This window comes from Bradyrhizobium sp. USDA 4486, assembly GCF_054057995.1.
This window is the reverse complement of the sequence record NZ_JBSRZV010000001.1, coordinates 824930-850945: the sequence shown is the minus strand read 5'-3', so window position 1 is coordinate 850945 and position 26016 is coordinate 824930. Positions and strand designations below refer to the sequence as shown.

Annotated in this window: 22 protein-coding genes; 7 read left to right on the top strand and 15 right to left on the bottom strand. The window is 65.5% G+C overall.

Annotated elements, in window-relative coordinates; genetic code table 11:
- Positions 1–86: 86 nt before the first annotated feature.
- The 3 genes from ACVWY3_RS04085 to ACVWY3_RS04075 are packed head-to-tail and all read right to left on the bottom strand — an operon-like array spanning position 87 to position 2910.
- Complete coding sequence (locus ACVWY3_RS04085; protein ID WP_456837298.1) at positions 87–962, bottom strand: MlaD family protein; 876 nt, start codon at positions 960–962, stop codon at positions 87–89.
- A 29-nt stretch (positions 963–991) separates the two neighbouring features.
- Positions 992–1774, bottom strand: a complete 783-nt coding sequence (locus tag ACVWY3_RS04080; RefSeq protein ID WP_283085846.1) for an ABC transporter ATP-binding protein — start codon at positions 1772–1774, stop codon at positions 992–994.
- A 2-nt stretch (positions 1775–1776) separates the two neighbouring features.
- A complete protein-coding gene (locus ACVWY3_RS04075) occupies positions 1777–2910 on the bottom strand; it encodes an MlaE family ABC transporter permease (RefSeq protein WP_456837297.1) in 1134 nt (377 codons plus the stop codon).
- A 134-nt stretch (positions 2911–3044) separates the two neighbouring features.
- On the opposite strand from ACVWY3_RS04075, the gene dgcA reads away from it, so the two are divergent.
- Positions 3045–4040, top strand: coding sequence for an N-acetyl-D-Glu racemase DgcA (dgcA, locus tag ACVWY3_RS04070; protein ID WP_456837296.1), 996 nt, complete (start codon positions 3045–3047; stop codon positions 4038–4040).
- Here the strand turns inward: dgcA and ACVWY3_RS04065 are convergent.
- On the bottom strand, positions 4010–5206 hold the full coding sequence (locus ACVWY3_RS04065; RefSeq protein ID WP_456837295.1) for an MFS transporter: 1197 nt from the start codon (positions 5204–5206) through the stop codon (positions 4010–4012). The two genes, dgcA and ACVWY3_RS04065, sit on opposite strands and share 31 nt — an antisense overlap.
- Before the next feature lie 75 nt (positions 5207–5281).
- Here ACVWY3_RS04065 and ACVWY3_RS04060 point away from each other — a divergent pair, with 75 nt between their 5' ends.
- Positions 5282–6622 (top strand): hypothetical protein, encoded by a 1341-nt coding sequence (locus ACVWY3_RS04060; protein WP_456837294.1) that lies wholly within the window; start codon positions 5282–5284, stop codon positions 6620–6622.
- 201 nt (positions 6623–6823) lie between these two features.
- Here the strand turns inward: ACVWY3_RS04060 and ACVWY3_RS04055 are convergent, their stop codons facing one another.
- Positions 6824–7183: a hypothetical protein gene (locus tag ACVWY3_RS04055; RefSeq protein ID WP_456837293.1), complete on the bottom strand. Its 360-nt coding sequence runs from the start codon at positions 7181–7183 to the stop codon at positions 6824–6826.
- 187 nt (positions 7184–7370) lie between these two features.
- Between ACVWY3_RS04055 and ACVWY3_RS04050 the strand changes: the two genes are divergently transcribed.
- Positions 7371–9059 carry a Na/Pi cotransporter family protein gene (locus ACVWY3_RS04050; protein WP_456837292.1) on the top strand — a complete coding sequence of 563 codons (1689 nt, stop codon included), beginning with the start codon at positions 7371–7373 and terminating at the stop codon, positions 9057–9059.
- Positions 9060–9156: 97 nt separating this feature from the next.
- Here the strand turns inward: ACVWY3_RS04050 and ACVWY3_RS04045 are convergent, their stop codons facing one another.
- The gene (locus tag ACVWY3_RS04045; protein ID WP_456837291.1) at positions 9157–9597 is read right to left on the bottom strand and encodes an RbsD/FucU family protein; all 441 of its coding nucleotides are present in this window, start codon (positions 9595–9597) and stop codon (positions 9157–9159) included.
- 165 nt (positions 9598–9762) lie between these two features.
- Here ACVWY3_RS04045 and ACVWY3_RS04040 point away from each other — a divergent pair, with 165 nt between their 5' ends.
- A complete protein-coding gene (locus ACVWY3_RS04040) occupies positions 9763–11583 on the top strand; it encodes a caspase family protein (RefSeq protein WP_456837290.1) in 1821 nt (606 codons plus the stop codon).
- A gap of 286 nt (positions 11584–11869) precedes the next feature.
- Here the strand turns inward: ACVWY3_RS04040 and ACVWY3_RS04035 are convergent, their stop codons facing one another.
- From ACVWY3_RS04035 to thiD, 4 genes are all read right to left on the bottom strand, one after another.
- On the bottom strand, positions 11870–12853 hold the full coding sequence (locus ACVWY3_RS04035; RefSeq protein ID WP_456837289.1) for a threonine/serine dehydratase: 984 nt from the start codon (positions 12851–12853) through the stop codon (positions 11870–11872).
- A 64-nt stretch (positions 12854–12917) separates the two neighbouring features.
- On the bottom strand, positions 12918–14006 hold the full coding sequence (locus ACVWY3_RS04030) for a glycosyltransferase family 4 protein (RefSeq protein ID WP_456837288.1): 1089 nt from the start codon (positions 14004–14006) through the stop codon (positions 12918–12920).
- A gap of 13 nt (positions 14007–14019) precedes the next feature.
- Positions 14020–14832: a UDP-2,3-diacylglucosamine diphosphatase gene (locus tag ACVWY3_RS04025; protein ID WP_456837287.1), complete on the bottom strand. Its 813-nt coding sequence runs from the start codon at positions 14830–14832 to the stop codon at positions 14020–14022.
- A 217-nt stretch (positions 14833–15049) separates the two neighbouring features.
- Complete coding sequence (gene thiD, locus ACVWY3_RS04020) at positions 15050–15850, bottom strand: bifunctional hydroxymethylpyrimidine kinase/phosphomethylpyrimidine kinase (RefSeq protein WP_456837286.1); 801 nt, start codon at positions 15848–15850, stop codon at positions 15050–15052.
- Positions 15851–16177: 327 nt separating this feature from the next.
- Here thiD and ACVWY3_RS04015 point away from each other — a divergent pair, with 327 nt between their 5' ends.
- Together ACVWY3_RS04015 and ACVWY3_RS04010 are read left to right on the top strand one after the other, a co-directional pair.
- Positions 16178–18157: a PAS domain S-box protein gene (locus ACVWY3_RS04015; RefSeq protein WP_456837285.1), complete on the top strand. Its 1980-nt coding sequence runs from the start codon at positions 16178–16180 to the stop codon at positions 18155–18157.
- A 248-nt stretch (positions 18158–18405) separates the two neighbouring features.
- On the top strand, positions 18406–18651 hold the full coding sequence (locus tag ACVWY3_RS04010) for an Lrp/AsnC family transcriptional regulator (protein WP_280710233.1): 246 nt from the start codon (positions 18406–18408) through the stop codon (positions 18649–18651).
- 170 nt (positions 18652–18821) lie between these two features.
- Here ACVWY3_RS04010 and ACVWY3_RS04005 read toward each other — a convergent pair whose 3' ends face one another.
- Positions 18822–19748 carry a c-type cytochrome gene (locus ACVWY3_RS04005; protein WP_456837284.1) on the bottom strand — a complete coding sequence of 309 codons (927 nt, stop codon included), beginning with the start codon at positions 19746–19748 and terminating at the stop codon, positions 18822–18824.
- A 154-nt stretch (positions 19749–19902) separates the two neighbouring features.
- Between ACVWY3_RS04005 and ACVWY3_RS04000 the strand changes: the two genes are divergently transcribed.
- The gene (locus ACVWY3_RS04000) at positions 19903–20319 is read left to right on the top strand and encodes a CHRD domain-containing protein (RefSeq protein WP_456837283.1); all 417 of its coding nucleotides are present in this window, start codon (positions 19903–19905) and stop codon (positions 20317–20319) included.
- Between the two features lie 262 nt (positions 20320–20581).
- Here the strand turns inward: ACVWY3_RS04000 and ACVWY3_RS03995 are convergent, their stop codons facing one another.
- The 4 genes from ACVWY3_RS03995 to ACVWY3_RS03980 all read right to left on the bottom strand — a co-directional run bounded on the left by ACVWY3_RS03995 (position 20582) and on the right by ACVWY3_RS03980 (position 25911).
- Positions 20582–21865 carry a cystathionine gamma-synthase family protein gene (locus tag ACVWY3_RS03995; RefSeq protein ID WP_456837282.1) on the bottom strand — a complete coding sequence of 428 codons (1284 nt, stop codon included), beginning with the start codon at positions 21863–21865 and terminating at the stop codon, positions 20582–20584.
- 189 nt (positions 21866–22054) lie between these two features.
- On the bottom strand, positions 22055–22864 hold the full coding sequence (locus tag ACVWY3_RS03990; RefSeq protein WP_456837281.1) for a substrate-binding domain-containing protein: 810 nt from the start codon (positions 22862–22864) through the stop codon (positions 22055–22057).
- Positions 22865–23023: 159 nt separating this feature from the next.
- Positions 23024–23470: a c-type cytochrome gene (locus tag ACVWY3_RS03985; RefSeq protein ID WP_456837280.1), complete on the bottom strand. Its 447-nt coding sequence runs from the start codon at positions 23468–23470 to the stop codon at positions 23024–23026.
- Positions 23471–23601: 131 nt separating this feature from the next.
- Positions 23602–25911, bottom strand: coding sequence for a xanthine dehydrogenase family protein molybdopterin-binding subunit (locus ACVWY3_RS03980; RefSeq protein ID WP_456837279.1), 2310 nt, complete (start codon positions 25909–25911; stop codon positions 23602–23604).
- Positions 25912–26016 lie beyond the last annotated feature (105 nt).

Below are 26016 nucleotides of genomic sequence, written 5' to 3'. Positions count from 1 at the left end.
GCACCGTGTTGCCTTCTGGGTGCTGGCTCTGCGCAGCGGCGCTACACGCTGCAGCGCGTCCGGGACACGAGGCCTGCGAACGCGGGCTACTGCCGCCGGCGCTCCGGCGCCGCTGCCGGCTTCGGCGGCTCGGGCGGCGGGGCGGCTTGCGATGAGTTGCTGGCGCCGAACAGCACGCGGGTGGGGTTGCGGTCAAAGTTGTTCACGGCGCGGCTGATGTCGCCGAGGGTGCGGCGGCCGTCCGTCATCAGCGCGCCCGAGCGCTTGTCGAAATCCTCGGCGAGCTCGCGGATCGACTTCACCGCCTGGAACAGCTCGCCGCCGTCCTTGCCGCCGGCCAGCGTGTTGAGGCCGAGCATGAGATTGTCGGCCTTGAGCATCACACCGTCGACCTTGGCCATGACGCCGTCGATCTTCTCGGAGTTGCGCGCGAGCGAGTTGGTGAAGATCTCCAGGTTCTTCAGCGAGTTCTTCACCGTCTCCTGGTTGTCGGCGACGATCTTGTTGATGTTCTGGAGCGTGGCCCGGATCGCCTCGGTGACGTCCTGCAGCTTGTTGGGATCGGCCGTCAGCGTCGGGATGCCGTCCTCGTCGAGCGGGGGCGGCGGTGCCGCCTCGTCGCCGCCCTTGAGCGAGATCGCGGCAACGCCGGTGAGGCCCTGGAATTCGAGGCCGACCAGCGTGTCCTTGCGGATCGGCGCGTTGTTCTCGACCATGGCGAGTGCGACAACCCGCCGCGGATTGTCGAGCTTCACCGAGACAACCTCACCCACCCTGATACCGTTGAAGTTGACGCTACCGCCGTTGCGCAGGCCCGCGGCGGGGCCCTCGAACACGACGCGCAGCGGGCTGCGCTGCTTGGTGGTGTGCAGCGACTGGAACCAGAGCACGAAGCCGATCGCCGCGGCGATCACCGCCAGCGTGAACGATCCGATCAACACGTAATTCGCCCGCGTTTCCATCAGGTGCTCCGGCTACTGGACCCAGCTACTCAACCCATGACCGCGCGGGCACGCTTGCCATGGAAATACTGCCGCAGCCACGGATGCTGCGAGGCCTGCATGTCGGCCATCGACCCTGCAGCAATGATCTTACCGTTCCCTAAAACGGCGATGCGGTCACAAGCTGTGTAAAGGCTGTCGAGGTCGTGCGTTACCATGAAAACCGTCAGCCCCAAAGTGCGCTGGAGCGTCCTCACCAGCTCGTCGAAATCGCCAGCGCCGATCGGATCGAGGCCCGAGGTCGGCTCGTCCAGGAACACAAGGTCCGGGTCGAGCGACAGCGCGCGGGCGAGCGCCACGCGCTTGATCATGCCGCCCGACAATTCCGACGGAAAGCGCTCGGCGACCTCGGGCTTGAGGCCGACCATTGTGAGCTTGGCCATGGTGATCTCGTCCATCAGCCGCTGCGAGACGCGAAGATATTCGCGCATCGGAAACTGGATGTTCTGCCGCACCGTCAGCGAGGAGAACAGCGCGCCCTGCTGGAACAGCACGCCCCAGCGTCGCTCGACATTGCGGCGCTGCGAGGTGCTCGAGGAATCGAGATCGACGCCGAACACCTCGATGGAGCCTGCGACCTTCGGCACGAGGCCGATGATGGTGCGCGTCAGCACCGACTTGCCGGCGCCGGAGGGGCCGACGAAGCCCAAAATCTCGCCGCGCTTGACGTCGAGATTGAGGCCGTCGAGCACGCGCGTCGAGCCGAACTGCACCGTGATGTCGCGGACGCGGATGATGGGATTTTGAACAGCGTTTTGGATTTCTTGCGCCATCGTCACATCCCGATCGAGGCGAAGAAGATGGCGAACACGCCGTCCATGACGATGACGAAGAAGATGCCCTTCACCACCGAGGCGGTCGTGTGCTGTCCGAGCGATTCCGCGCTGCCCTGCACGGCGAGCCCTTCGACGCAGGCGACGATGCCGATCACGGCGGCCATGACAGGCGCTTTCACCATGCCGACGATGAAATGATCGATCGAAATGGCGTCGCGCAACCGCAACAGGAAGGCCTCGGGATCGACGCCGCCATAGAGCCAGGCGACGAGCCCGCCGCCATAGAGCGCAGCCATGGCGCCGAGAAAGGCGAGGATCGGCAATGCCAGCACCAAGGCCAGCATGCGCGGCAGCACCAAAACCTCGATCGGGTCGAAGCCCATGGTGCGCAGCGCGTCGATCTCCTCGCGCATCTTCATCGAGCCGAGCTCGGCGGTGTAGGCGCTGCCCGAGCGGCCCGCGACCATGATCGCGACCAGCAGCACGCCGATCTCACGCAGGACCAGCACGCCGAGCATATCGACGACGAAGATGTCGGCGCCGAAGCGGCGGAAATGGAAGATGCCCTGCTGGGCGATGATGCAGCCGATCAGGAAGGTGATCAGCACGATGATCGGCACCGCGCGCCAGCACACCTGCTCCATGTGATGCACGGTCGAGGTCAGGCGAAACGAGCGCGGATGGATCAGCACGCGAAAGCCTGCGGCGAGCACCGCGCCGAGCATGTCGATGAGGCCGGTCACCGTGCCAGCGAGGCCGGACACGGCGCGGCCGATCTGCTCGAGCATGCCGGTGATGGTGATCGCTGAGGTCTCGATCACTGGCGTCGCCCTGACTCGCCGGACCTCATCGACGAGGCTGGAATAATTGGCCGAAAGGCCGGCGATCTGCGCCTCGACCGGCCCTTGCGTCAGGCTGCGGCGCAGCCGCTCGATCAGCCAGGCGCCGAACGTGTCGAGCTTGGCGACCTCGGAGACATCGATGAAGATGCTTTGCGGGCCGCCGGCGAGCTTCTCGGCGTCGGCCACGATCCGCTCCAGGACCGGCGCGAAGCTCGCCGTCCAGGTTCCGGTGGCGCAGAGGGCCAGCGCGTTGCCTTTGGCAATCCGCTCCAGCTTGGGATCGCCGTTCAAGATGTCCGCTCCCGTGCCGAGGCGGAGGAAATCAGATGGTTGCGCACGCGCCCTTACCTAGAGAAGGTATCCCCAACTGGCCATTGTTAGTTGCTAGAGGTAACTAGCAGGTTCAGATTTCGCCAGAGTTCAAAATGACTTCCAGCAAAGTTCCGGCACTTCGCGCGCGAATCGAGCGCTTTCCCATCGCCGGGAGTTTTACCATCAGCCGGGGCGCCAAGACCGAGGCCATCACCGTCGTGGCCGAGCTGAGCCGGGATGGCCTGACCGGCCGCGGCGAATGCGTGCCCTATCCCCGCTATGGCGAGACCCCCGAGGCGACCCTTGCGGCTATCCGGGCCATGGAGGACGCGGTCCGGGGCGGTCTCGACCGGCAGGCCCTCCAGGCGGCCATGAAGCCTGGCGCGGCCCGCAACGCCCTCGACTGCGCCTTCATCGATCTGGAAGCCAAGACGGCGGGCCTGCGGGCCTGGAGCCTGCTCGGCCGGCCCTCGCCGGGCGAGCGCACCACCGCCTTCACGATTTCGTTGGGCACCCCCGAGGCGATGGCGGCGGCTGCGGCCAAGGCCGCGCACCGGCCCCTGCTCAAGATCAAGCTCGGCGGCGACGGCGATGGCGCGCGGATCGCGGCCGTCCGCAAGGCCGCCCCGCAGTCTGAGCTGATCGTCGATGCCAACGAGGCGTGGGCCGAGGGCAATCTGGAGCACAATCTCGCCGCCTGCGCCGCCGCCGGCGTCACGCTCGTGGAGCAGCCGCTGCCAGCCGGCAAGGACGACGCGCTGGCGCGGATCAAGCGCCCGCTCGCGGTCTGCGCCGACGAGAGCGTGCACACGCGCGAAACCCTCGCTGCGCTCCGCGACCGCTACGACGCCGTGAACATCAAGCTCGACAAGACCGGCGGCCTCACCGAGGCACTCGCGATGGCCGATGATGCGCAAGCGCTCGGCTTCGATATCATGATCGGCTGCATGGTCGCAACCTCGCTATCGATCGCCCCCGCGATGCTGGTGACGCCGCAGGCGCGCTTCGTCGATCTCGACGGTCCACTGCTGCTGGCGCGCGACCGCGACCATGGGCTGCGTTACGACGGCAGCCTGGTCTATCCGCCGGAGTCCTCGCTCTGGGGATGAGCGATCAGCCGGTGACGCGCCGACCAGATCACAAGCGCGCCGGCCGCAGCCATCGCAGCCATCACGTAGTAGAGGCCATCGCCGATCCGGGCATAGATCGCGCCTGAGGCGATCGAGGTCGCAGCGCCCAGCAATCCGTTGCAGGCGGCATAGTAGCCCTGCCCCCGCGCGATCTGATGCGGGGGCACGCGCTGCACCAGCAGGCTCATGGTGCCGAGGATGGTCATGCCGAAGGTGAATCCATGGCCGAGCTGCGCGAGCGCAATCAGCGCGAGCGGCGGCTCGCTGGCAGTGACGATCCAGCGCAAGACGGCGCTCAAGCCCCCGATCGCGATCATCGTGGACGGATGCAGCGAGAAGCGCGGCGACAGCGCGAACACGACGATCTCGGCGATCACGCCCAGCGTCCATAGTCCTGCGATCGTCAGCCCGCCGAGACCATGGAGCTGCCAGTTGATGGCCGAGAACGTGTAATAGGCGACGTGGCTGCCCTGGATCAGCGCAGCCGAGGCGATGACGGCCCAGAAGCCGAGATCGCGCAGCAGCGCCGTGTCGGCACGCACTTCGGCAGTCTTGCGCCTGATATCGTCGAGCGGCTGAAGCAGCAGGCTGACAAGGATGGCAACGACGGCCCACGCGACGATCACCCAGATCAGGTCGCGCGCCGCGATGACGTCGACGAGATAGCCGCAGGCGAGCGAGCCCGCGGCAAAGGCCGCCGAGCCCCACAGCCGCAACGGGCCGTAGTCGAGCCCGTAGCGCGCGACGCCGCGCAGCGCATAGGCATCGGTCAGCGGCATCGTCGGCGTCCACATCATGCAGGTCAGCGCATAGATCAGGAACAGCGCCAGCGGCTGCTGCTGCAAGCCGACCGCCGCAAAGCCGATCGCGGTGGCCAGCACCGACAGCATCATGCCGGCGCGGATCGCGTGCCGCTTTTCGGCAAAGGCGGTCACCTGCGGCAGCGTGGTGAAGCGCGTGATCGCCGGCAGCGCGTTGATGAGGCCGATCCAACCGGCATCGATGCCGATCGCCTTCAGCCAGACCGGAAAGAACGGCAGATGCGTTCCGGACACCGCGAACACCGCCGAATAGAACAGCGCCAGGCTGACGGCGAATCGCCGCTTCACGGCGGCTGGCGTGGGGATTTGTGATTCGGACTGCATCAAACCAATTGCGATTCGGTCGATATCGTGGTGATCGTTAGTGTAACGCGCGGTGATTTGCGCGACGAGATTGTCATGGCCAACGAAGCATTCGCCCTTTCGCCCATGTCTGCCCGCGCGGCCGAGCCGAACGAGCAGGATTACGACGCGATCCGCGAAGCCTTCATGGAGACCGCGCGCGGCCGCTGGTTCCTCGGCGAATATGCCAAGCGCAACCGCAATGCGGACACCCGCATGGTGCTGGATGCGGTCGCGAAAATCGAAGAAACCCTTGCGGCGCAGCGACAACCCGTCGTCGAGGACCGCCTGCCCGAGGCGCTGGTCGAGATCCGCCGCGCCATCCGCGAGGCCGAGACCATCGCGATCGCGGCATGCGATCCCGCCGCGATCGAGGCCAGCCTTGCCCCGATTCCGCGCGGGGTGCGCATCATCAAGGAGATCTCCTGGCGTTGGCGCGAGATCGGCGCCGACGGGCGAATCTGCGACCTCATTGATTCGCAGCTCGCCTCGATCGAGGCCGCCTGCGGGCAGATTTCCACCATCGATCCCCGCGTCGAGCTCAAGGCCGCATTCGATCTGCTTAGGGAACGGATCGAGCAGGCCGAGGGCGGCGCGATGCCGCAGGCCGCGGATCCCTCGCCGGCGCCCGTGCAGGACACACCGCCTGCTGTCGAAGAGGCCCAGGCTGTCGAGCCTGCACCAGCCGCGACGGCGAGCGAAGCGCCCGTCGCTTTTGCGGAGACACCGCCGGACATTGCGGCGGCTGCCGAGCGCGAAGCAGCAGCGGAGATTGCGCTCGAGAGCGAGAGCGCGCCCGACAGTGCCGTGGTTGCGGAGATCGCTTTTGAAGAGCCGGTCGCCGAGCCCGCCGTTGCCGCGGAGGTGACCGACGAGTTCTCGCTCGACGCCGCCGCGAATGCCGAGGACGAAGCCATACTCGAGGCCATCGCGCTGGAGATGGCCGCGCCCGATCCAGAGTTCGACGAGATCATCGAGCCGGTCGAGATCGCAGCGGCTGCTGCGGAGCCGATGGCCGCAGACGGCGCAGCGCCTGTTGCCGTTGCGGCCGAGGTGCCGACTGTTGCTACGCCGGCCGCACCGGTCGCGGAGGACCCCGCCGAAGACGCGCCGATCGCGATGGAGTCGCTCACGCGCCTCACCAACGCAATCGCCGAGGCTGCCGCCGAGGTGATGGAGCAGCCGGCACCCGCCATGCCCGCCGCCGCAAATTTCGGCACCGCGCCGGCCGCGACGCTGCCGATGCCCTCGCCCTTGTCGGCGTCCTTGCCCGAGCCGTCGCTCGGCGCCACCATCCTCGCCAGCGGCATGCTGCAAAAGCCCCGCGCCGCCGCCAACGATCCCCTCGCCCCGATCCGCCGCATGACCCAGGCCGAGAAGATCGCGTTCTTTTCGTGAGAGCCCGGCACCCACGTCCCGGACAAGCTGCAACGCGCCAGCGGTGCAGCGCAGAGCCGGGACCGAGAGGCCACGCACTCGTCAGCAACATGGGCCCCGGCTCAGCAGCGCACCGCTGAAGGAGCGCTGCGCTGCGTCCGGGGCACGAGAGTCGGATTCGATGCGAGCTCTCTCCGCACCGTAGTCGCGCTCAACGCCTCATCAGCCGCAATTCCACACCGCCCCGATCGGCGTCCGCGTCCAGCATGGACCGAAACTGCCGCCATTGTAGCGGCCGCCGCCAAAACCGGGCCGGCCGAAATAGTGCCACTCGCCGTCCCAGCGATAGTACTCCGGCACCGGGTCAATGTACCAATGGCGGCGTTCAGTCCGCGCGAGCCGCCGCATCGCGTCCTTCTGCTTGTAGAGCGGAATGCTGTTGCTCAGCGGCTGACGATAGCCGGGCAGGAAGCCGTAGCCATGCCAGACCGGCTTCGGCTGTTTCCTGGTGGATTCTGCTGGTGCAGCGGCGGGCAGCAGCGACAGGATGGCAGCAACGAAGAGACACATGAGGCGGGACATGGATCGACGATAGAGAATCGCTTGCAGGAAGGCCATTCAAATCCGGGTGCGGAGCTGCAACAAAATGGTCGCGACCGGCGACACGGGGCGAGCGCGCCTATCGCGCCATAATTGATCCGACTCATCGGGGCTTTGTTGCTGTACTGTCGGGGTCGCTAGTCATGGTGCCCTGACAGAAGGCGCGCGCATGTCCACGGCGATCTCGACGCTCGGCGGGGTAGGTCTCTTCCTGCTCGGCATGACCGTGATGACGGAGGGCCTGAAGACGCTGGCCGGTTCTGCGTTGCGCGTGGTGCTCGGCAAGGCGGCCTCGACGCCCCTCCTCGGCTCGTTCTGGGGGGCGATTGTCACGCTGCTGGTGCAGTCCTCCAGCGCAACGACCATGACGACGATCGGCCTCGTCAGCGCCGGCCTGCTGACGTTCCAGCAAGGGTTGAGCCTCGTCTTCGGCGCCAATATCGGCACCACGGGAACCGGCTGGCTGGTCGCACTCATCGGCGTCCGCGTTTCGCTCACGGCCGCCGCGCTGCCGATGATCTTCGTCGGCGCTCTGACCAGGCTTCTCGCCAGGGGGCGGGTCTCCGGCGTTGGCGCCGCGCTCGCCGGCTTTGGACTTGTGCTGTTCGGGTTGACGACCCTGCAACAGGGCATGGGCGGGTTGGCAGAACGATTGCACCCGGCGGACCTGCCCGCGGTTCTCGGCAGTCCAGGCGTGTCATGGTGGTCGGGATTATTCGGCATATTGGCGCTGGTGGTGATCGGGTTGGTCATGACCGCGCTGATGCAATCGTCAACGGCCGCCATCGCGGTGACCTTGTCCGGCTATTTCGCGGGCGCGATCGGGTTGGACCAGGCCTGCGCGCTGATCATCGGCCAGAACATCGGAACGGCGACGAGCTCCGCGCTCGCCGCGATCGGCGCAAGCGCTACCGCAAAACGTCTGGCCATCGCCTACGTCCTGTTCAAGCTGATCGCTGCGCTCATCGCGCTCGCAGTGTTCCCCGTCGTGACCCCCTTGCTGCTGCGCGCCTCGGACACGATCGACGGCGTCACGCTGCTGGCCGGATATCATACAGCGTTCAACGTCGTCGGCGTCGCGGTCCTGCTGCCGTTGATCAACCCGTTCACACGATTGGTCGAACGGATTCTGCCCGACCCCGGCTCTCCGCTGACGCGATGCCTCGATCCGTCGGCGCTCGAGACCCCGATCGTGGCGGTGGAGGTGGTACGACGCGCGATCGCGCGTGTGCTCCTGACGGTGTGCGGTTCGGTCGAGGCGCAACTGGCTGGCCGCGCTGGACCGATACGCCTTGGGAAGGACGTCGTCGCCACGCAGGAAGCGGCCGATGCCGTGAGCCGGGCGCAAATATTCCTGTCGGACGTCGCCGGACCTCCTGATACCGACGATGAGCAACGTCGTCTCACGAACACGCTGCACGCACTCGACCACGCATCTCGACTGACGGACCTCGCCAACGGAAGAGACAATCCTGGCCCGGTGGCCGGCGGACCTGAGGACATCCGCGCCCGAGAGCTATGCGCAGAAATCATGCGAAGCGCAGCCGCAATTGCACGCGGTGTGGCAATGTCAACCGGCATCGATGGAGCGCCGCAGTCCGTGCCCGCCGCGCGCGCCGGCGATGCAATGGCCGGTCCGCGCGCGAATCCGCCCGACGAGGCGATCGCCGAGCTCGAGCGTTGCATGGCACAGCTCGGTGAAATGCTGCCGGCGCACCGTCGTGAGACGCTCGGCGCAGTTGCCAATGGAAGCCTGACCGCCGACGCTGCCCTGCAGCGTGTCGAGGCGGTTCGTAACCTCCAAGCGCTGTCGCAGCACGCCTGGCGCTCGGCGGCTCATCTGGTCGGTCGCGGCTAAAGCATGATCCGGAAAAGTGCGAAGCAGTTTTCCGAGAAGATCATGCGCAAACAACAACGTAAAGTGCGATGACGATTCATCCCAATCTCATCGCGCTTTAGATCACGCCCTTCCTGATCAGGAAGCAGCCATAGCCCCTGCTGTCACCGACCTGCACCACGCCAAAGCCGGCCGCCGCCGCGCGGTAAAAATCCTGACGCGCGAGCTTGCCGGGCGTCACGTTGCGGCCGGCCGCGCGCTCGATCTCCGCCAGCACCGCGCGTTGCACGTCGGGGACGCGATCGGGATCGTCGACGGGCGCCATCACGCGCACCGGATCAGGATCGAAATCGTCGAGCGGGTAGACCGACATGATGGCACGGATCGCCGTCTCCATGCTGATGCCCGGCAGCTGGATCAGGCGCTGCGACGTCGTGCTCGCCGCGATGCGGGTGGCCGGATGGTTGGCATCGACGAAGACGAGGTCGTCGCCATGGCCCATCGAGGCCAGCAGCCAGAGCAGGTCAGGCGTCAGGATTGGATCGATCGATTTCAGCATGTGACGGACGCTCCTCTCAAGGCATTGTTCACCATAGCAGGTTCCAAGCGTGATTCAGATCACGCAGCCTATCATGGTGACGGCGGTCACGGTCGCCGGGCTCGAACGCGGCCAAGCTGCCTCGCAACCAATCTCGCATCGAGATCAGTGCCAGAGGAGCACGCCATGTTCCGCCTAAAGCCTTTCCTGATGACGGCTAGCCTCGTGGGAAGCCTGTTCGGCTTCCTCTGCGGCCCTGTTTCCGCGCAAGTCGCTCCCGTGGAGGCCGCCCCCACCGCGCTGCAAGGCCCGGAGCAGCGGGTCGCGCTGGTGATTGGCAATTCGAACTACCAGAACGCGCCGCAGCTGCAAAACCCCGACAATGACGCACAGTCGATGGCGCAGTTCCTGAACTCGGCCGGTTTCGAGGTAGTTGCCGCGACCGACCTGACCCAGAACGACATGCTTCGCGTGGTCCAGGACTTCTCCGCCAAGGTGTCCGCGCGCGGCCCGAACACGGTGGCGATGGTCTATTACGCCGGCCACGGCGTGCAGCTCGCCGGCGAGAACTATCTCGTGCCCGTCGATGCCAAGGTCTCCAGCCCCACCGAGCTCGTCAACAATTCGGTGCGTCTGGTCGACGTGATGTCGACGCTGGAGTCGATCCCGAGCCGCATGCGCATCGTCATCCTCGATGCCTGCCGCAACAACCCCTTCCCCTCCGTCAACGACGCCGGCCGGGGCCTTGCCATCGTCGATGCACCGAACGGATCGATCGTCGGCTATTCGACCGCGCCGGGCGCCGAAGCGCTCGACGGCACCAATGGCCACAGCCCCTATACCCAGGCTTTCCTGAACATCGCCCGCGAGCCCAACGTGCCAATCGAGCAACTGTTCAAGCGCGTGCGCCTGCAGGTGAACCAGACCACCAGTGGCGCTCAGATCCCCTGGGAGAGCTCCTCGCTGACGTCTGACTTCACCTTCTTCGGCGACACCGCTGTTGCCGCCAACCGCGCGCCGGTGAATGCGCCTGTGGTGCAGATGGCCTCCAACCTGCCGAGCCGCTCGACGCGCCAGGCCTATGACTATGTCGTGTCCGAGGGACGGCCGGAGTACTATCAGGAGTTCATCCAGATGTATCCGCACGACCCGCTGTGCGACCACATCCGCTGGCTGCTCTCGAACCTCCTGCTCTCGCAGGCCTGGCACAAGGCGGTGCTGGCGAACTCGCCGCTCGGCTACCAGAGTTTCTACGACAGCTACGGCAATAGCCCCTATGGCTCGTCCGCATTGAAGCTCGCAGCGCAGCCGAAGCAGATCCCGCTGATGCAGGCGACCAAGTTCCTCGCGCCGCAGAACATTGCCCCGACATTCAAGGTCGGCAATCTCGGCGAGCCCAAATACATGCCGCTGATGCAGGGCAATGGCGGTGCGCAAGCGAACGGCAATTTGCCGGTCGTGCAGAAGCCGGTCGACAGCAATGTGATCGGCAAGCTCGGCAATGGCGGCCAGATCGTCAACCTGCCCGCCGGCAGCAACCAGCCGAACGGCGCGCCGTCACAGAATCCGGGCAAGATCGTCACCCTGCCTGTGCCGACCAACACGACCGGCAATAGTGGCGGTACCAGCAAGATCGTCACCCTGCCTGCGACCAACAACCAAAATGGCAGCACTAATGCCGGCACCAACAATGCCAACCCCGGCAAGATCGTGAGCATACCGGTCAATGTCGGCAAGGGCGGCTCGACGATCGAGACGAAGCCAATCGTCCAGACGCAGACCAACCCGATCCACATCAACAACGGCAACACCGCGATCGTGAAGCTCAACAACAATCCGGTGAACAAGGTGCAGGCGCAGAACAACCAGCAGAACAGCAACCGCCCGCAATTCAACACGACCAACCGCATGATCAACAATGGCGGCAACAACTTCCGCCAGTCGATGAATCAGGCGCCAAGCATGAACAATGTCGGAAACAATCGCCGCGGCGGCTTCATGCACTGATCGCACGGACAGCGCACACACGACAAAGGGGCAGAGCGGCAACGCTCTGCCCTCTTCATGTCGGGGAACACGGGTTCTCGCAGCCCTTGCAGACTTGGAAGAGGTCGTCATGACCGGGCTTGTCCCGGGCATCCACGTTCTTCGTGCCGTCAGGAAAGGCGTGGATGGCCGGGTCAAGCCCGGACAAGCCCGGCCATGACGCCGTGGACGCAATCAGCGTGCCCAACACTCATCTCATATGCGATTGCTTCCCGACGGGAAGAGGTGGATCACGTCGAATAGAGGATCAAGCCACCAGCTCGGCGAACAGATCCGCATCGACATTGCCGCCGGAGAGAACGATGACGACGTTCTTGCCGGCGACATCGAGGCGACCCGCCAGCAGCGCGGCAAGACCCACCGCGCCGCCCGGCTCGACCACGAGCTTCAGCTCGCGATAGGCAAAGCCGACGGCCGCGCCGACTTCCTTGTCCGACGCAGTGACGCCGCGCGCGAGCAGCTTGCTGTTGATCGCGAAGGTCATCTCGCCCGGCATCAGCGCCATCAGAGCGTCGCAGATGGTACGGCCCGCGGGTGGATGCGGCTCGCGATGGCCGGCGGTGAGCGAGATGCCGTGATCGTCGAAGGCCTCGGGCTCGGCCACCACGATCTCGGCCTGCGGATAGCGCGCCTTCACGGCGGTTGCGACGCCTGCGATGAGGCCGCCGCCGGAGGCCGGCGCGACCACGATGTCGGGGGCAACGCCGAGCGCCGCCATGTCCTCCGCGATCTCGCGGCCGGCGGTGCCCTGACCTGCGATCACGAAGGGATCGTCATAGGGTTTGACCAAGGTCGCGCCGCGCTTCTCGGCGATGCCGCGCGAGATGGCCTCGCGGTCGTCCTTGTCGCGGTCGTACAGCACGACCTCGGCGCCGTAGGACTTGGTGCGCTCGCGCTTCGACAGCGGGGCGTCTGCCGGCATCACGATGGTCGCCTGCATGTCGAGGATTTTTGCCGCCGCCGCCACGCCCTGGGCATGGTTGCCGGAGGAGAACGCGACCACGCCGCCGGCGCGCTTGTCCTGCGGGATCGAGAACACCTTGTTGAAGGCGCCGCGGAACTTGAAAGAGCCGGTGCGCTGGAGCATCTCCGGCTTCAGGAACACCTTGGCACCGACGCGCTCGTTGAGCACGGGAAAGGACAACAGCGGGGTGCGGATGGCGAAGGGCGCGATCACGCGCGCTGCGGCATCGATGTCGGCAGGGCCGATCGGGAGGAGCTGTTCGGTCATGTCGGAACTTTATCGCGGCCAATGAGCCCCGGGCAAGACACCTCCGCGCGAGGGACCCGCACCCTCAGGCAACGAAGCGTGCCGTCTCCGTCCCGTTCCGGTCTGACAGCACCGCGCCGACCGCCTGGATGCTGTCGATGAACACCCGGGCCGAGGCCTCCCAGGTGTAGTTGGCAGCGAACTCGACGCAGTCCTGCCGGGAGATGCCGAGCGCCGCAAAACAGGCGCTGCGCAGGTCGTGATCGAGCGCGCCGACCGGCGCATCGCCGATCACGTCGCGCGGGCCCTTCACCGGAAAGGCCGCAACCGGCAGGCCGCTTGCGAGCGCCTCCAGCAGGACAAGACCGAACGTGTCGGTCTTGCTCGGAAACACGAACACGTCGGCCGCGGCATAGATCTCCGCCAGTGCCTCGCCGTGCTTCTCCCCGAGGAAAATCGCATCGGGATAGGCGTCTTCCAGCGAGGCGCGCGCCGGGCCGTCGCCGACGACGACCTTGGTGCCGGGAAGGTCGAGCTCCAGGAAGGCTTCGAGATTCTTCTCCACCGCGACGCGGCCGACCGAGAGGAACACCGGCGCGGGCAGGCAGAGGTCGATGGCGCGCGGATGGAACAAGTGCGTGTCGACGCCGCGCGGCCACAGCACGACATTGTCGAAACCGCGCTCGGTCAATTCGCACGCGAGCGCCGGCGTGGCCGCCATCACGGCGCGGCTCGGCGCATGAAAGCGGCGCAGCGCCCGCCAGATCAGCGAGCCCGGCACCGGCACGCGGGCGCGGACATATTCGGGAAAACGGGTGTGGAAGCTGGTCGTGAACGGCAGTTTACGCTGGCGACAATAGCGGCGGACCATCAAGCCGATCGGCCCTTCGGTCGCGATATGGATGCTGTCGGGGCGTGCCTCCTCGATCAGCTTGGCGATCCGCGCCGGTCGCGGCATCGCGAGCCGCACGTCGCGATAGCTCGGCATTGCGAAGGTGCGGAACGATTGCGGCGTCAGGAATGTAAACTCGACGCCAAGACCTTTGACGCAAAGACCTTCGACGTTAAGACCTTCGACGTTAAGCCCTTTGGCGGCCTCTGCGAGCTTGGTCAGCGTCCGAACCACACCGTTGACTTGCGGGTGCCAGGCGTCGGTCGCGACCAGGATGCGCATCAAGCCGCCTCTGTTACGCAGCTCTGGCTGCCACCTGCGGAACCTGCGCCGGCTTCCGCAGCTGGTCGGCCCAGGTGATGATCTCGAAATGGCCGTCGTCGTGCTCGACCAGCGCGGTGCAGCTCTCGACCCAGTCGCCGCAATTCATGTAGCGGATGCCAGCCTCGTCGCGGATCACGGCGTAGTGGATATGGCCGCAGATCACGCCGTCGGCGTCATGGCGCCGTGCTTCGGCGGAGAGCGCCTGCTCGAACGCGCCGATATAGTTCACCGCGTTCTTGACCTTCTGCTTGGCCCATTGCGACAGCGACCAATACGGCACGCCGAACATGCGGCGGAAGAAGTTGACGAAGCGATTCATCTGGATCGCGAAGTCGTAGGCCTTGTCGCCGAGATGGGCGAGCCAGCGCGCGTTCTGCACCACGAGGTCGAAGATGTCGCCGTGGATGACGAGGTAACGCTTGCCGTCCACGCCGGTGTGGACGGTGTTCTCGACGACGTCGATGCCGCCGAAATGCGTGCCGTAATAGTTGCGCAGGAACTCGTCGTGATTGCCGGGCACGTAGATGATCTTGGCGCCCTTGCGCGCCTTGCGCAGCAGCTTCTGGACGAGATCGTTATGCGATTGCGGCCAGTGCCAGCTCGATTTCAGCGCCCAACCATCGACGATGTCGCCCACGAGATAGATCGTATCGGCATCGTGGTAGCGCAGGAAGTCGAGCAGAAGATCGGCTTGCGAACCGCGGGCTCCGAGATGAACGTCGGAGATGAACAACGTGCGAAAGCGCCGCTCCGGGCTCTCGTCACTCACATCGTAACTTCCCATGCGACCGCCCGTAACAATTTCCCGTGACAGGGGGATGACGACTGAAACTTTGAGGCGCCCTCAGATACGAATCAAACCATGCCTCGCCCTCTCCGCGAATATCAGTCGCATGCGACAATCAGGCGACATGAAGCGGTGGAGATCGCCCGCAAAGCTACGGAACCCCAAAGGCGCTGTTGGTTAACGCCGGGAGCCGCCGCGCCGCACGAGGGCGACGTCAATAGATCTTGTGGAAATGGTGGATCGGCCCGTGGCCGTGGCCGACGCTGAAGCGGTCGGCGGCGGCGATCGCCGCGCTGATCCAGGCCTTGGCGCTCTGCACGGCACGCTCGAGAGCCTCGCCCTTGGCAAGCCCGGCCGCAATCGCCGACGACAGCGAGCAGCCAGTGCCATGGGTATTGCGTGTGACAACGCGCGGCGCGGCAAGTGCGACCGTTTTCCTGGAATCGACGAGATAGTCGATGCTCTCGCTGCCCTCGCCGTGCCCGCCCTTGATCAGCACCGCGCGGCAGCCGAGTGCCAGCAGGCGGCGGCCCTGGCGCTCGATCTCGGCCTCGCTCGCCGCGACCGGCTCTTCGAGCAGCGCGGCGGCTTCCGGCAGGTTGGGCGTGATCAGCGAGGCGAGCGGCATCAGTTTCGTGCGCAGCGCGTCGACGGCTTCGGACGCCAGCAGGCGGTCGCCGGAGGTCGCGACCATCACGGGATCGAGCACGATATGGCCGGGCTTCCACCGCGTCAGCGCGGCCGCGATCGCAGCGATGCTGGCGGCCTGGGCGACCATGCCGATCTTCACCGCGCCGACCTCGAGATCGGAGAACACCGCGTCGATCTGAGCCGTGACGAAATCGGCCGGCACCGCGTGAATGCCGGTGACGCCGCGCGTGTTCTGCGCCGTCAGCGCCGTGATGGCGGAGGCGCCGTAGACGCCGAGCGCAGCAAAGGTCTTCAGGTCCGCCTGGATGCCGGCGCCGCCGCTCGAATCGGAGCCGGCGATGGTGAGCGCGACCGGCGTCGTCATCGCGGGAGACATCTGCTTGATACGGACAGCGCCATGGCCTGTCCTAGCGCGGCCGGAGAACGCCAGCAAGCGTTGCGGGCCGCGGGCAGTCGTGATTCGCTGTGCCGACGGCCCCCCGAATCAGGTGGAGCCGATCCGGCGCGGCATCGGCGCCCCGCAATCGTGCGGGCTTGCAAAATGCAACCGCGCCGTCCCCTTGGTATGGTCTCGCGTTCGGCGTGTGCGTCCATGCGTGAGAGGTTGGGCGGCGGGACCCGTCCAACGGCGCCAGTGAAGCGGGCCGCCGCGGCCCGCGAGGGCGTTGAATGCCAGCTTGGGGGTGGAACCGTGTGGGCCTTTCTCGAACGTATCCTCGACTCCTCGATGTTCGCGGCGCACGGCATCTGCCTGCTGTGGGAACCCGAACTGATCTGGCTCCATGTCGTCTCCGACGCGATCATCGCGGCGGCCTATTTCTCGATCCCGTTTGCCCTTGCCATTCTCGTCACCAAGCGGCGCGACCTCAAATTCGGCTGGGTCTATTGGGCGTTCGCGATCTTCATCATGGCCTGCGGCCTGACGCACGTGCTGGCGATCTACACGCTCTGGGTCCCGGTCTACGGCATCGAGGGCCTCGTCAAGGCGGTCACGGCCGCAGCCTCCATCTTCACTGCCGGCGCGCTCTGGCCGCTGCTGCCGAAGATCCTGACGATCCCCTCTCCGTTCGAGCTGCGGCAGGTCCAGGCCGCGCTCGAGGAGGAGGAGATCAAGACCCGGGACGCAACGCTGCTGCTCAAGCAGGTCAGCGAAGCCCAGCGCGCGATGCGCGAGAGCGTGGTGCGCCTCACCGCGATCGTCGAGACCGCGGTCGACGGCGTCATCCTGTTCGATTCCCAGGACCGCATCCTGCTGTTCAACCCGGCCTGCGAGCGCCTGTTCGGCTACGAGGCCGGCGAGGTGATGAACCGGAATGTCAGCATGCTGATTTCAGGCGCGGACGCGGCGCCCGACCGCCGCGCGAGGCAGTTTGCGACCGGCGGCGAGGCCGTCGGCCTGCGCAAGGATGGCTCGACCTTCCCGATGAACCTGTCGGTCGGCCAAGCCCGGCAGGATGGCGAGTTGATCTTCGTCGGCATCGTCCACGACCTCACCGCGCGCAAGCTGACCGAGCAGCAGCTCCAGCAGGCGCAGAAGATGGAGACGGTCGGTCAGCTCTCCGGCGGCATCGCGCACGACTTCAATAATCTGCTCACCGTCATGATCGGCAACGCCGAGCATCTGAGCGAGCAGCTCAAGGCAAGGCCCGACCTGCGGCGATTTGCCGACGACATCTGCCTGTCGGGCGAACGCGGCGCCGAGCTGACGCAGCGGCTGCTCGCGTTCAGCCGCCGCCAGCTGCTCCAGCCGCAGACGATCGATTGCCGCAACCTGCTCGAGTCCATGTTCAAGCTGCTCAAGCGCACCTTGCGCGAGGACATCGAGATCAGGACCGCCTCCGGGCCCGGCACGATTCTGGCCTTTGCGGACCGCGCCCAGCTCGAATCCGCCGTGCTGAACCTTGCGCTCAACGCGCAGGATGCCATGCCGTCGGGAGGACATCTGACGCTGAGCACGGAGCTGGCTGCGATCGACGAGGACTATCGTGCCCTTCATCCCGAAGTCGCATCCGGCAGCTACGCCATGATCGCGGTCACCGATGACGGCGAAGGCATGACGCCTGACATCATCGAACGCGCCTTCGAGCCGTTCTTCACCACCAAGGAGGTCGGCAAGGGTTCTGGCCTCGGGCTGAGCATGGTCTACGGCTTCGCCAAGCAATCCGACGGCCATGTCTCGATCTACAGCGAGGTGGGCCTGGGGACGACGGTCCGGATCTATTTGCCGCGCGCCGACGCGGGACAATCGCAGGCTGACGTCGCGGATGGCGAGGACGCAGCGCCACGCGGATATGAGACGATCCTGATCGCCGAGGACGATCCGTTCGTCCGCTCCTCCGCCATCCGCCGGGTGGAAGCGCTCGGCTACAGCGTCGTTGCCGCGGTCAACGGCAAGGAGGCGTTGCAGCGGCTGCGCACCGATCCCGGCATCGACTTGCTGTTCACGGACATCGTGATGCCCGGCGGCATGAGCGGCTGGGAACTCGCCGATCAGGCGCGGCGGATTCGCCCAGGTCTTCCGGTCCTGTTCACCTCCGGCTACGCGCTGGAGACCCTGGTCGAGCAGGGCCGCGCGCATACGCAGGCGATCGTGCTGACCAAGCCCTATCGGAAGGCCGAGCTCGCGCAGCGGCTCAGGGACGCATTCGCCGCGGCGTCCGTGATCACGTAGACCCGTCGATCGGAGGCTGCCGAACGTGCTCGGGCCTGCGTGGTTCGAGACGCCCGCTTTGGCGGGCTCCTCACCATGAAGGTCTGATATCTCGCCGCGAAACAGGACCTCATCCTAAGGGCCCGCCGCAGGCGGGCGTCTCGAAGGATGGCCGCGGGCGGCATGTCCCCGCGGCCGACAAGCCCGCTTGCTAATCCCGGCCGCTTTTGGCCTATTAGCCGGAACACTATGCCTTCGGAGTGACTGCAATGGTTCCCTTCTTCGTCCAGATCAAATGCAAGCTCGGCCAGTCCTACACGGTCGCCAATGCGCTCGCCGAAGCCGAGATCGCCTCCGAGATCTATTCCACCGCCGGCCATTACGATTTGCTGGTGAAGTTCTACGTCGACAAGGACACCGACATCGGCCACTTCATCAACGAGAAGGTGCAGGTGCTGCCGGGCATCCAGGACACCCTCACCATCATCACCTTCAAGGCGTTCGGCACGGGCTAGCACGGCGGCGCCAGAGCACGATGCAATTAGGTTCGGCGGGCTGTCTGTAGTGCACCTCTCCCCGTCGGAGGTCGAATTGCTATGGCGCGCAATCGCGCCTCAGCAATCCGGGTGAGGGGCCGCGGCGCTCAGTCCTGAGCCGCATCGATACAACCAAAACTCATCCCACTTTAGCTTGTTGCCTTGCGCTTGGGCGGCGTCGGGCCGTCCACCGGCGGCAGCGATTTGATGTACTCCGCCATCGCCGCGAGATCCTCGTCCGGCAATTGCGAGGTGTTCTTGATCACGCGCGTCATGGCGCCGCCGACGCTGTCGCCGTCGGGCAGTTCGCCGGTCTTGAGGAAATAGGCGATATCCTTCGCGCTCCATTCACCGAGCCGTTTCTGCGTGATGTTGGGCACCCAGCCCTCGCCTTCCGGATTGGGACCGCCGGCAAAGCGCTCGCCCGAGATGATGCCGCCGAGCGCGTTGCGCGGGCTGTGGCACTCGGCGCAATGGCCAAAGCTGTTGACGAGATAGGCGCCGCGATTCCACTGCGGCGATTTGCTGGGGTCGGCGACGAACGGCTTGCCGTCCATGAACAGGAATTTCCAGATACCGATGTTGCGGCGGATGTCGAAGGGAAAGCGAACGTCATGGTCGCGCACCCTGCCTGCAACTGGCGGCAGCGTTTTCAGATAGGCGAAGAGATCGAGCACGTCCTCGCGCCTGGCATGCTGATAGGAGGTGTAGGGAAAGGCGGGAAAGTAATGCTGCCCGCTGGGCGAGACCCCGTGCATCACCGCGTTGACGAAATCGGCCTCTCGCCATTTGCCGATGCCATCGGTCGGATCGGGCGAGATGTTCGGCGCGTAGAACGTTCCGAACGGCGACTTGATCGCGACGCCACCGCCGAGCCTGAGGCGATCGTCCTGGCCGGGAACGGCATGGCAGGACGCGCAGCCGCCGGCGTTGAACATCACCTCGCCATTGGCAAGGTTCGCCACATGGGTCGGCGCGGGGCCCACGGCCGCCACCACCGGCGCGCTGAGCCACCAATAGACGCCACCCGCTGCGATTGCTGCGAGCAGCGCCGCGATCATTGTTCGTTGCAACATCAGGTCCATCTACGCGGTTGCGGCAAGCCTAAGACCTCTCTCCGCGCGGCTCCAGCCACGAAGAATTTAGTCCGTCCCGCGCGCCAACGGGAATAAACTGAAACGGCGGCTGTTGAAAGTTTGGCAATCCAACGAGATCACCAGGGAGAATGTCATGAACAAGATCGTGATCGCCGTGTTCGCGCTCGGCACTTTGGCTTTTGCAGGCTCGGCCAGCGCCGAAAAGCTGAAGGCAACGCTCGACGGCAAGTCCGAGGTGCCGGCAACGACCAGCAGCGGCACGGGGACGGCGGATCTCGACTATGACGCCGCCAGCAAGAAGCTGTCCTGGAAGCTCACTTATTCCGGCCTGTCCGGTCCCGCCACCGCCGCGCATTTCCATGGGCCGGCCGAGGCCGGCAAGAACGCCGGCGTCATGGTGCCGATCCCGAATGCAGCCTCGAGCCCGGTCGAGGGCTCGGCGACGCTGACCGAGACCCAGGCCGCCGATCTCCTCGCCGGCAAGCTCTACGTCAACATTCACACCGCGGCCAATCCGGGCGGCGAGATCCGCGGACAGGTGACGAAGTAAGGCAAGCTTGCTTCGTAGGCCAAGTCTCCTTCATCGGCAAAGGCCGGGCGCGCGGCAGGCGCGTCCGGCTTTTCGATTCGAGCGGCATGTCGCAGTCTGGCAATTCCGGCACTCCTGCCTTGTCTGCCTCGTGCGGCAGCCCTCCGGTGCACAGAGCAACGAGGCGGCCGCAGCGATCATGTCCAATCCGCTTTGAGCATGATCTGGAAAAGTGCGAAGCGGTTTTCCCTCGCGACATACGCGGAACGCCTTTGCGCGCAGATCAGGCGGCGTTCAGCGCCTGTCCGAGATCGGCGATCAGGTCAGTGGGATTCTCGATCCCGATCGACAGCCGTATCGTGCAATCGAGCACGCCAATTTTCTGACGGATGTCGGCGGGAACGCCGGAGTGAGTCATCGTCGCCGGCAGGCTGGCGAGCGACTCCGTTCCGCCGAGGCTCACCGCGAGCTTGAAGATCTGCAGCGCATTGAGGAATTTCACCGCTGCGTCCTTGCCGCCGACGATGTCGAACGAGAAGGTCGATCCCGCCCCCAGGCACTGCCGCGCGAACACGCGCCCCGCGGGCGAGGCCTCCTCGTGATGGCCAAGGTAATGCACCTTCGCCACCTTGACATGGTCGCGCAAGAAGTCCGCGACGAGCCGCGCATTCGCATCGGCCTTCTCCATGCGCAGACTGAGCGTCTCCAGCGAGCGGTTGATCATCCAGCAGGAATGCGGGTCGAGCTGGGTGCCGATGGCGCCGCGCAGCGCCTTGATGCCCTTCATGGTCGCCTTGCTGCCGAGCGCGGCGCCCGCGATCAGGTCGGAGTGACCGCCGACATATTTGGTCAGCGAGTACAGCGAAATATCCGCGCCATGCTCGATCGGCCGCTGAAACACCGGCCCGAGCAGCGTGTTGTCGCAGGCGATGACCGGCGTGTGCCCTTGCGCTTTTCCGATTGCCTCGGCGACGCGCCGGATCATCGCAATGTCGACGAGGCCGTTGGTCGGGTTGGCCGGCGTCTCGATCAGGATCATCGTGACACGGCCGTTGCCCATCGCCTCCTCCGAGGCCTGCCTGACCGCCGTCTCGTCGACACCGTCCGCAAAGCCCACGGCGCCGATCGACAGGCGCGCCAGCGTGTTCGTCAGCAGCGTTTCGGTCCCGCCATAGAGCGGCTGGGAGTGCAGGATGACGTCGCCCGGCCGGACGAAAGCGAGGATCGTGGTTGCGATCGCCGCCATGCCGGAGGAGAACAGGGCGCAGCTCTCGGTGCGCTCATAGACCGCGAGCTTGTCCTCGACGATCTCGCTGTTGGGATGATTGAAGCGCGAATAGACGAGACCCGCGCCCATCCCCTCCGGCGGCTCGCGCCGGCCCGAGACGAAATCGAAGAAGTCCTGCCCGTCCTCGGCGGTCTTGAACACGAAGGTCGAGGTCAGGAACACCGGAGGCTTGATGGCGCCTTCGGAGAGCTGCGGATCATAGCCATAGGTCAGCATCAGCGTTTCCGGATGCAGCATATGGTTGGCGATGTGGGTCTTCGACGGGAACGGTTTTGCCATGGCTTGCCTCGCTGGTCCTGATCGAGATGCGCGCCGCGCCTGAGCTTTTCGCGATGCTGAAGCAATCGGAATCGGACGCGCCGGTTCCGACGGCTCGCGTCAAACCCGACGCCATCCGTTACTCATCGCACGCAATGTACGGCCTCCGGATCACGCAAACACGACGTCTCGGACGCGCCGGTCCAGTCTTCAATGCGCCGGCAGCGGCTTCAACCCGGCCTTTGTGATGGCGGCTGCTGCGTCCGTCGAAGAGAGGAAATTCAGCAGGGCGATTGCGGCCTCGGCATGCTGCGAATTCTTCGGCAACGCGCCGACGTAATAGGTCGGCGGTTGGATCTCCGACGGCACCGTGCCTGCAAGATCGACGCCCGGAACATGCATGAGTTCGGCGACCTGCTGGAATCCGATCTCCGCCTCGCCGCGGGCCACGACCGCGGCCACCGGCTCGCCCGAGGGCGGACCCGGCACCTTGCGGCTCTTGCCGGCGATCTCGTCGGCAACGCCGAGCTTTCTAAAGCCGACCGTCGACAGATAGGTGCCGCTCGAACTGTCCGAATAGGCGATGGATTTGGCCGCAAGCAATGTCTTGCGCAGCGCATCCATCGTGCTGATGTCGGGCTTGGGCTGTCCGGCGCGGACCACCATGCCGATGAACGACTGCGCGAGCTGAATCCGGCTGCCGGGGCGCGTCAGCTCGCGCTTGTCCAGGAGATCGACACCGACGCCGTCCATGATCACGACATCGGCATCCTCGCCGCGCGCGAGCCGCGTCGGGATCGCCTCCGGCGAATCGCCGATCGAAGGTCCGCGCGTGGTGACGAGCTTGTGCCCCGTCGACGCCTCGAACGCGGGGCCGAGCTCCTTGTACACGTTGAAGAAGCCGGCCGAGATCATCACCTTGAGATCGGCCGCTCTCGCGCCGGGCACCGAGAGGACAGCGATCAGAACGGCGAACAGGCAGACGACATGGCGCGGCACGTTAAGGACCTCGAGAGGCATTTCGCTTGCAGTGTCCTACGAAAGTCAGGCTGCGTCCAGCCGCGACATGCGAGGCAGCGAAAAAGGGCGGCTGCTTGCGCAACTGCCCTTTTGTTGATGGTTGGTAGCCCGGATGGCGCGGGTTGTCCGCCGAGGGCGAAGAGCGAAGGCGGAAGCGCCTCAGCTGTTCTTGACGCGGAACGTCTCGTGGCAGCCGCCGCATTCCTTGCCGACCGCGGGGAAATTCGCCTTGAGCGAATCCAGATCCTTGATCTTGCCCTTGGCCTCGTCGACGGTTTTGGCGAAGCTTGCGATCCTGGCCTCGAAGCCGGCCTTGTCCTCCCAGACCTTCGGAGAGGTCGAATAATCGCCGTCGAGCTTCACGCCCTTGGCGCTGGCCGGAAACAGCTTCGGCAGCTTCTTGGCGGTGTCCGCGAACTGCGCCAGCGCCGCGTCGACCGTGGCCTGATCGTAGGGCTTCTCGCCCTTGACCATCGCCGCGACCGCGCCGGCGTTCTTGCCATTGCCCTTCATGAGCGCCTGGACCTCCTTGACGGACTCCTGCTGCGCCCAGACGGCGCCCATCCCGAGCAGCAGCGCGCCCGCAACAACCAACACTCGCTTCATTCGCAAAATCCCTTTCCTGAGACAGGATCGTGCTGACCCCACAATGGGGCCAACACCGATTGACAGATTTCATTCCATCCCAAGCGCGGCGATCAATCGTCGCATTTGGGATGATTTGGTTCGGCTTGAACTTACAGGCTGTGGCGGCGGCGGTGCTCGCTGATCGCGATCCACACCCGCTCGGGCGTCGCCGGCATGTCGATGTGGTCGATCTTGTATTCGCGCCAGAGCGCATCGATGATGGCGTTGACCACGGCCGGACAAGAGCCGATCGCGCCGGCCTCGCCCGCGCCCTTCACTCCCATCGGATTGGTCTTGCAGGGAACGTTGTGGGTCTCGAACACGAAGGCGGGACCATCCGCCGCGCGCGGCAGCGCGTAGTCCATGAAGGTCGCGGTGATCAGCTGGCCGTCGCTGGCCCCATAGACCACCTGCTCCATCAAGGCCTGGCCTATGCCCTGCATGGCGCCGCCATGCACCTGCCCCGCAAGCAGCAGCGGATTGAGCGTCTTGCCGAAATCGTCGACGATGACGTAGTTGACGATCTTGATGATGCCGGTGGCGGGGTCGATCTCGACCTCGGCCAGATGCGTGCCATTCGGGTAAGTGCCGTCGGCGCTGGCAAAAGTCGCGCTGCCATTCAGCTTCGACGGATCGACGCCGGGCCGCTTGGCGAGATCAGCGAACGAGATCGAGCGGTCGGTGCCGGCGATGCGCACCACGCCTTCCGAGATCTCGAGGTCGCCGGCGCTGGCTTCCAGCGCCTGCGCCGCGATCTCCTTCAGCCTCGAGCCGAGCTCGCGCGTGGCACGCTCGACGCTGACGCCGCCTGACGGGATCGATGCCGAGCCACCGGTGCCGAGGCCGGTCGCGATCTCGTCGGTATCGCCTTGACGGACGTGCACGCGCTCCGGCGCCAGGCCGAATTGTTCAGCGACGATTTGCGCATAGGCGGTCTGGTGCCCCTGCCCGCTCGACTGCGTGCCGATCAGGACGGTGACGTCGCCATTGGGATCGAGCCCCACATTGGCCGTCTCCTCACCCATCACACCGCAGATCTCGACATAGCTGGCGAGCCCGATGCCGCGGATCAGGCCGCCCTTCTTGGCCGCCTTGGCGCGCTTTGGAAATTCCTTCCAGTCGGCAATCTCCATGGCGCGCTTGAGATGCGCGGCGAAGTCGCCGGAATCATAGACCTTGCCCGTGGCCGTCTTGTAGGGCAGCGCCTTCGGCGGGATGAAATTCTTGCGGCGGATCGCGTCCGGCGTCATGTCGAGCTTTCGCGCGCACGCGTCCACAAGACGTTCGATGACATAAGCCGCCTCGGGCCGGCCCGCGCCCCGATAGGCGTCCACGGGCACGCTGTTGGTGAAGATGGTGCGCACCCGGCAGTGGAAGGCCTGGATGTCGTAGAGGCCCGGCAGCATGCCGGCGCCGCCATGCGGGATGTAAGGCCCGAAGGTCGACAGATAAGCGCCCATGTCACCCATCAGGTCGCAATCCATCGCGAGGAACTTGCCGTCCTCGGCCAGCGCCATCTTCGCTGTGGTGACGTTGTCGCGCCCCTGCGCATCGCCCATGAAATGCTCGGAGCGATCGGCCGCCCACTTCACCGCCTTCTTCAGCTTGCGCGCCGCGACCGCCATCAGCGCGTATTCGCGGTACGGAAACAGTTTTGTGCCAAAGCCGCCGCCGACGTCCGGGCAGATCACCCGCATCTTGTCGGTGGGGATATTGAGCACGTTCTGGCACAGGATGTCGCGCAGGCGGTGGCTGCCCTGGCTGCCGACCGTCAGCGTCAGATGGTCGCGCTTGGCGTCGTATTCGCAGACAGCCGCGCGCGTCTCCATGAAGCTCGCGACCACGCGCGGATTGACGATCGAGATTTCGGCGACCGCATGTGCCTTGGCAAAGGCGGCCTCGGTTGCGGCCTTGTCGCCGATCGAGACGTCGAACAGCACGTTGCCCGGCTTGTCCGGCCAGACCTGCGGCGCGCCCTTCTTGACGGCATTGACGACGCCGGTCACCGCCGGCAGCGGGCTCCATTTGACATCGATCGCCTCGATCGCGTCGCGGGCCTGGTCGACGGTCTCGGCGACCACGAAGGCGATGGAATCGCCGACATGGCGCACCTCGCCCGCAGCGAGGATCGGGTAAGGCGGGCCGGTGAACGGATCGGTCTCGAGGTTGAACAGGCACGGCAGATTGCCGAGATCCTTGACATCATCGGCGGTCAGGATCAGCGCGACGCCCGGCAGCGTACGGGCGCGGCTCACATCGATGGTGTATTTGGCATGCGCATGCGGCGAGCGCAGCACCAGGCAGCGCAGCGCGGCCTGCGGCGTGTAATCGTCGGTATAGCGGCCCTTGCCGCGGATGAGCGCGTCATCCTCCTTGCGCAGCACGCTTTGGCCAACGCCGAACTTGATGGGAGCCGCCATTGTCTTTTCCCGTTCTCATGGTTGTTTTGCGAACCATATTGCCGTGGAAAAAATGGCAAAGCAAATGGGTTTAGCAGTTTGCCAAGGGCGCTCCTCTCGCCGGCG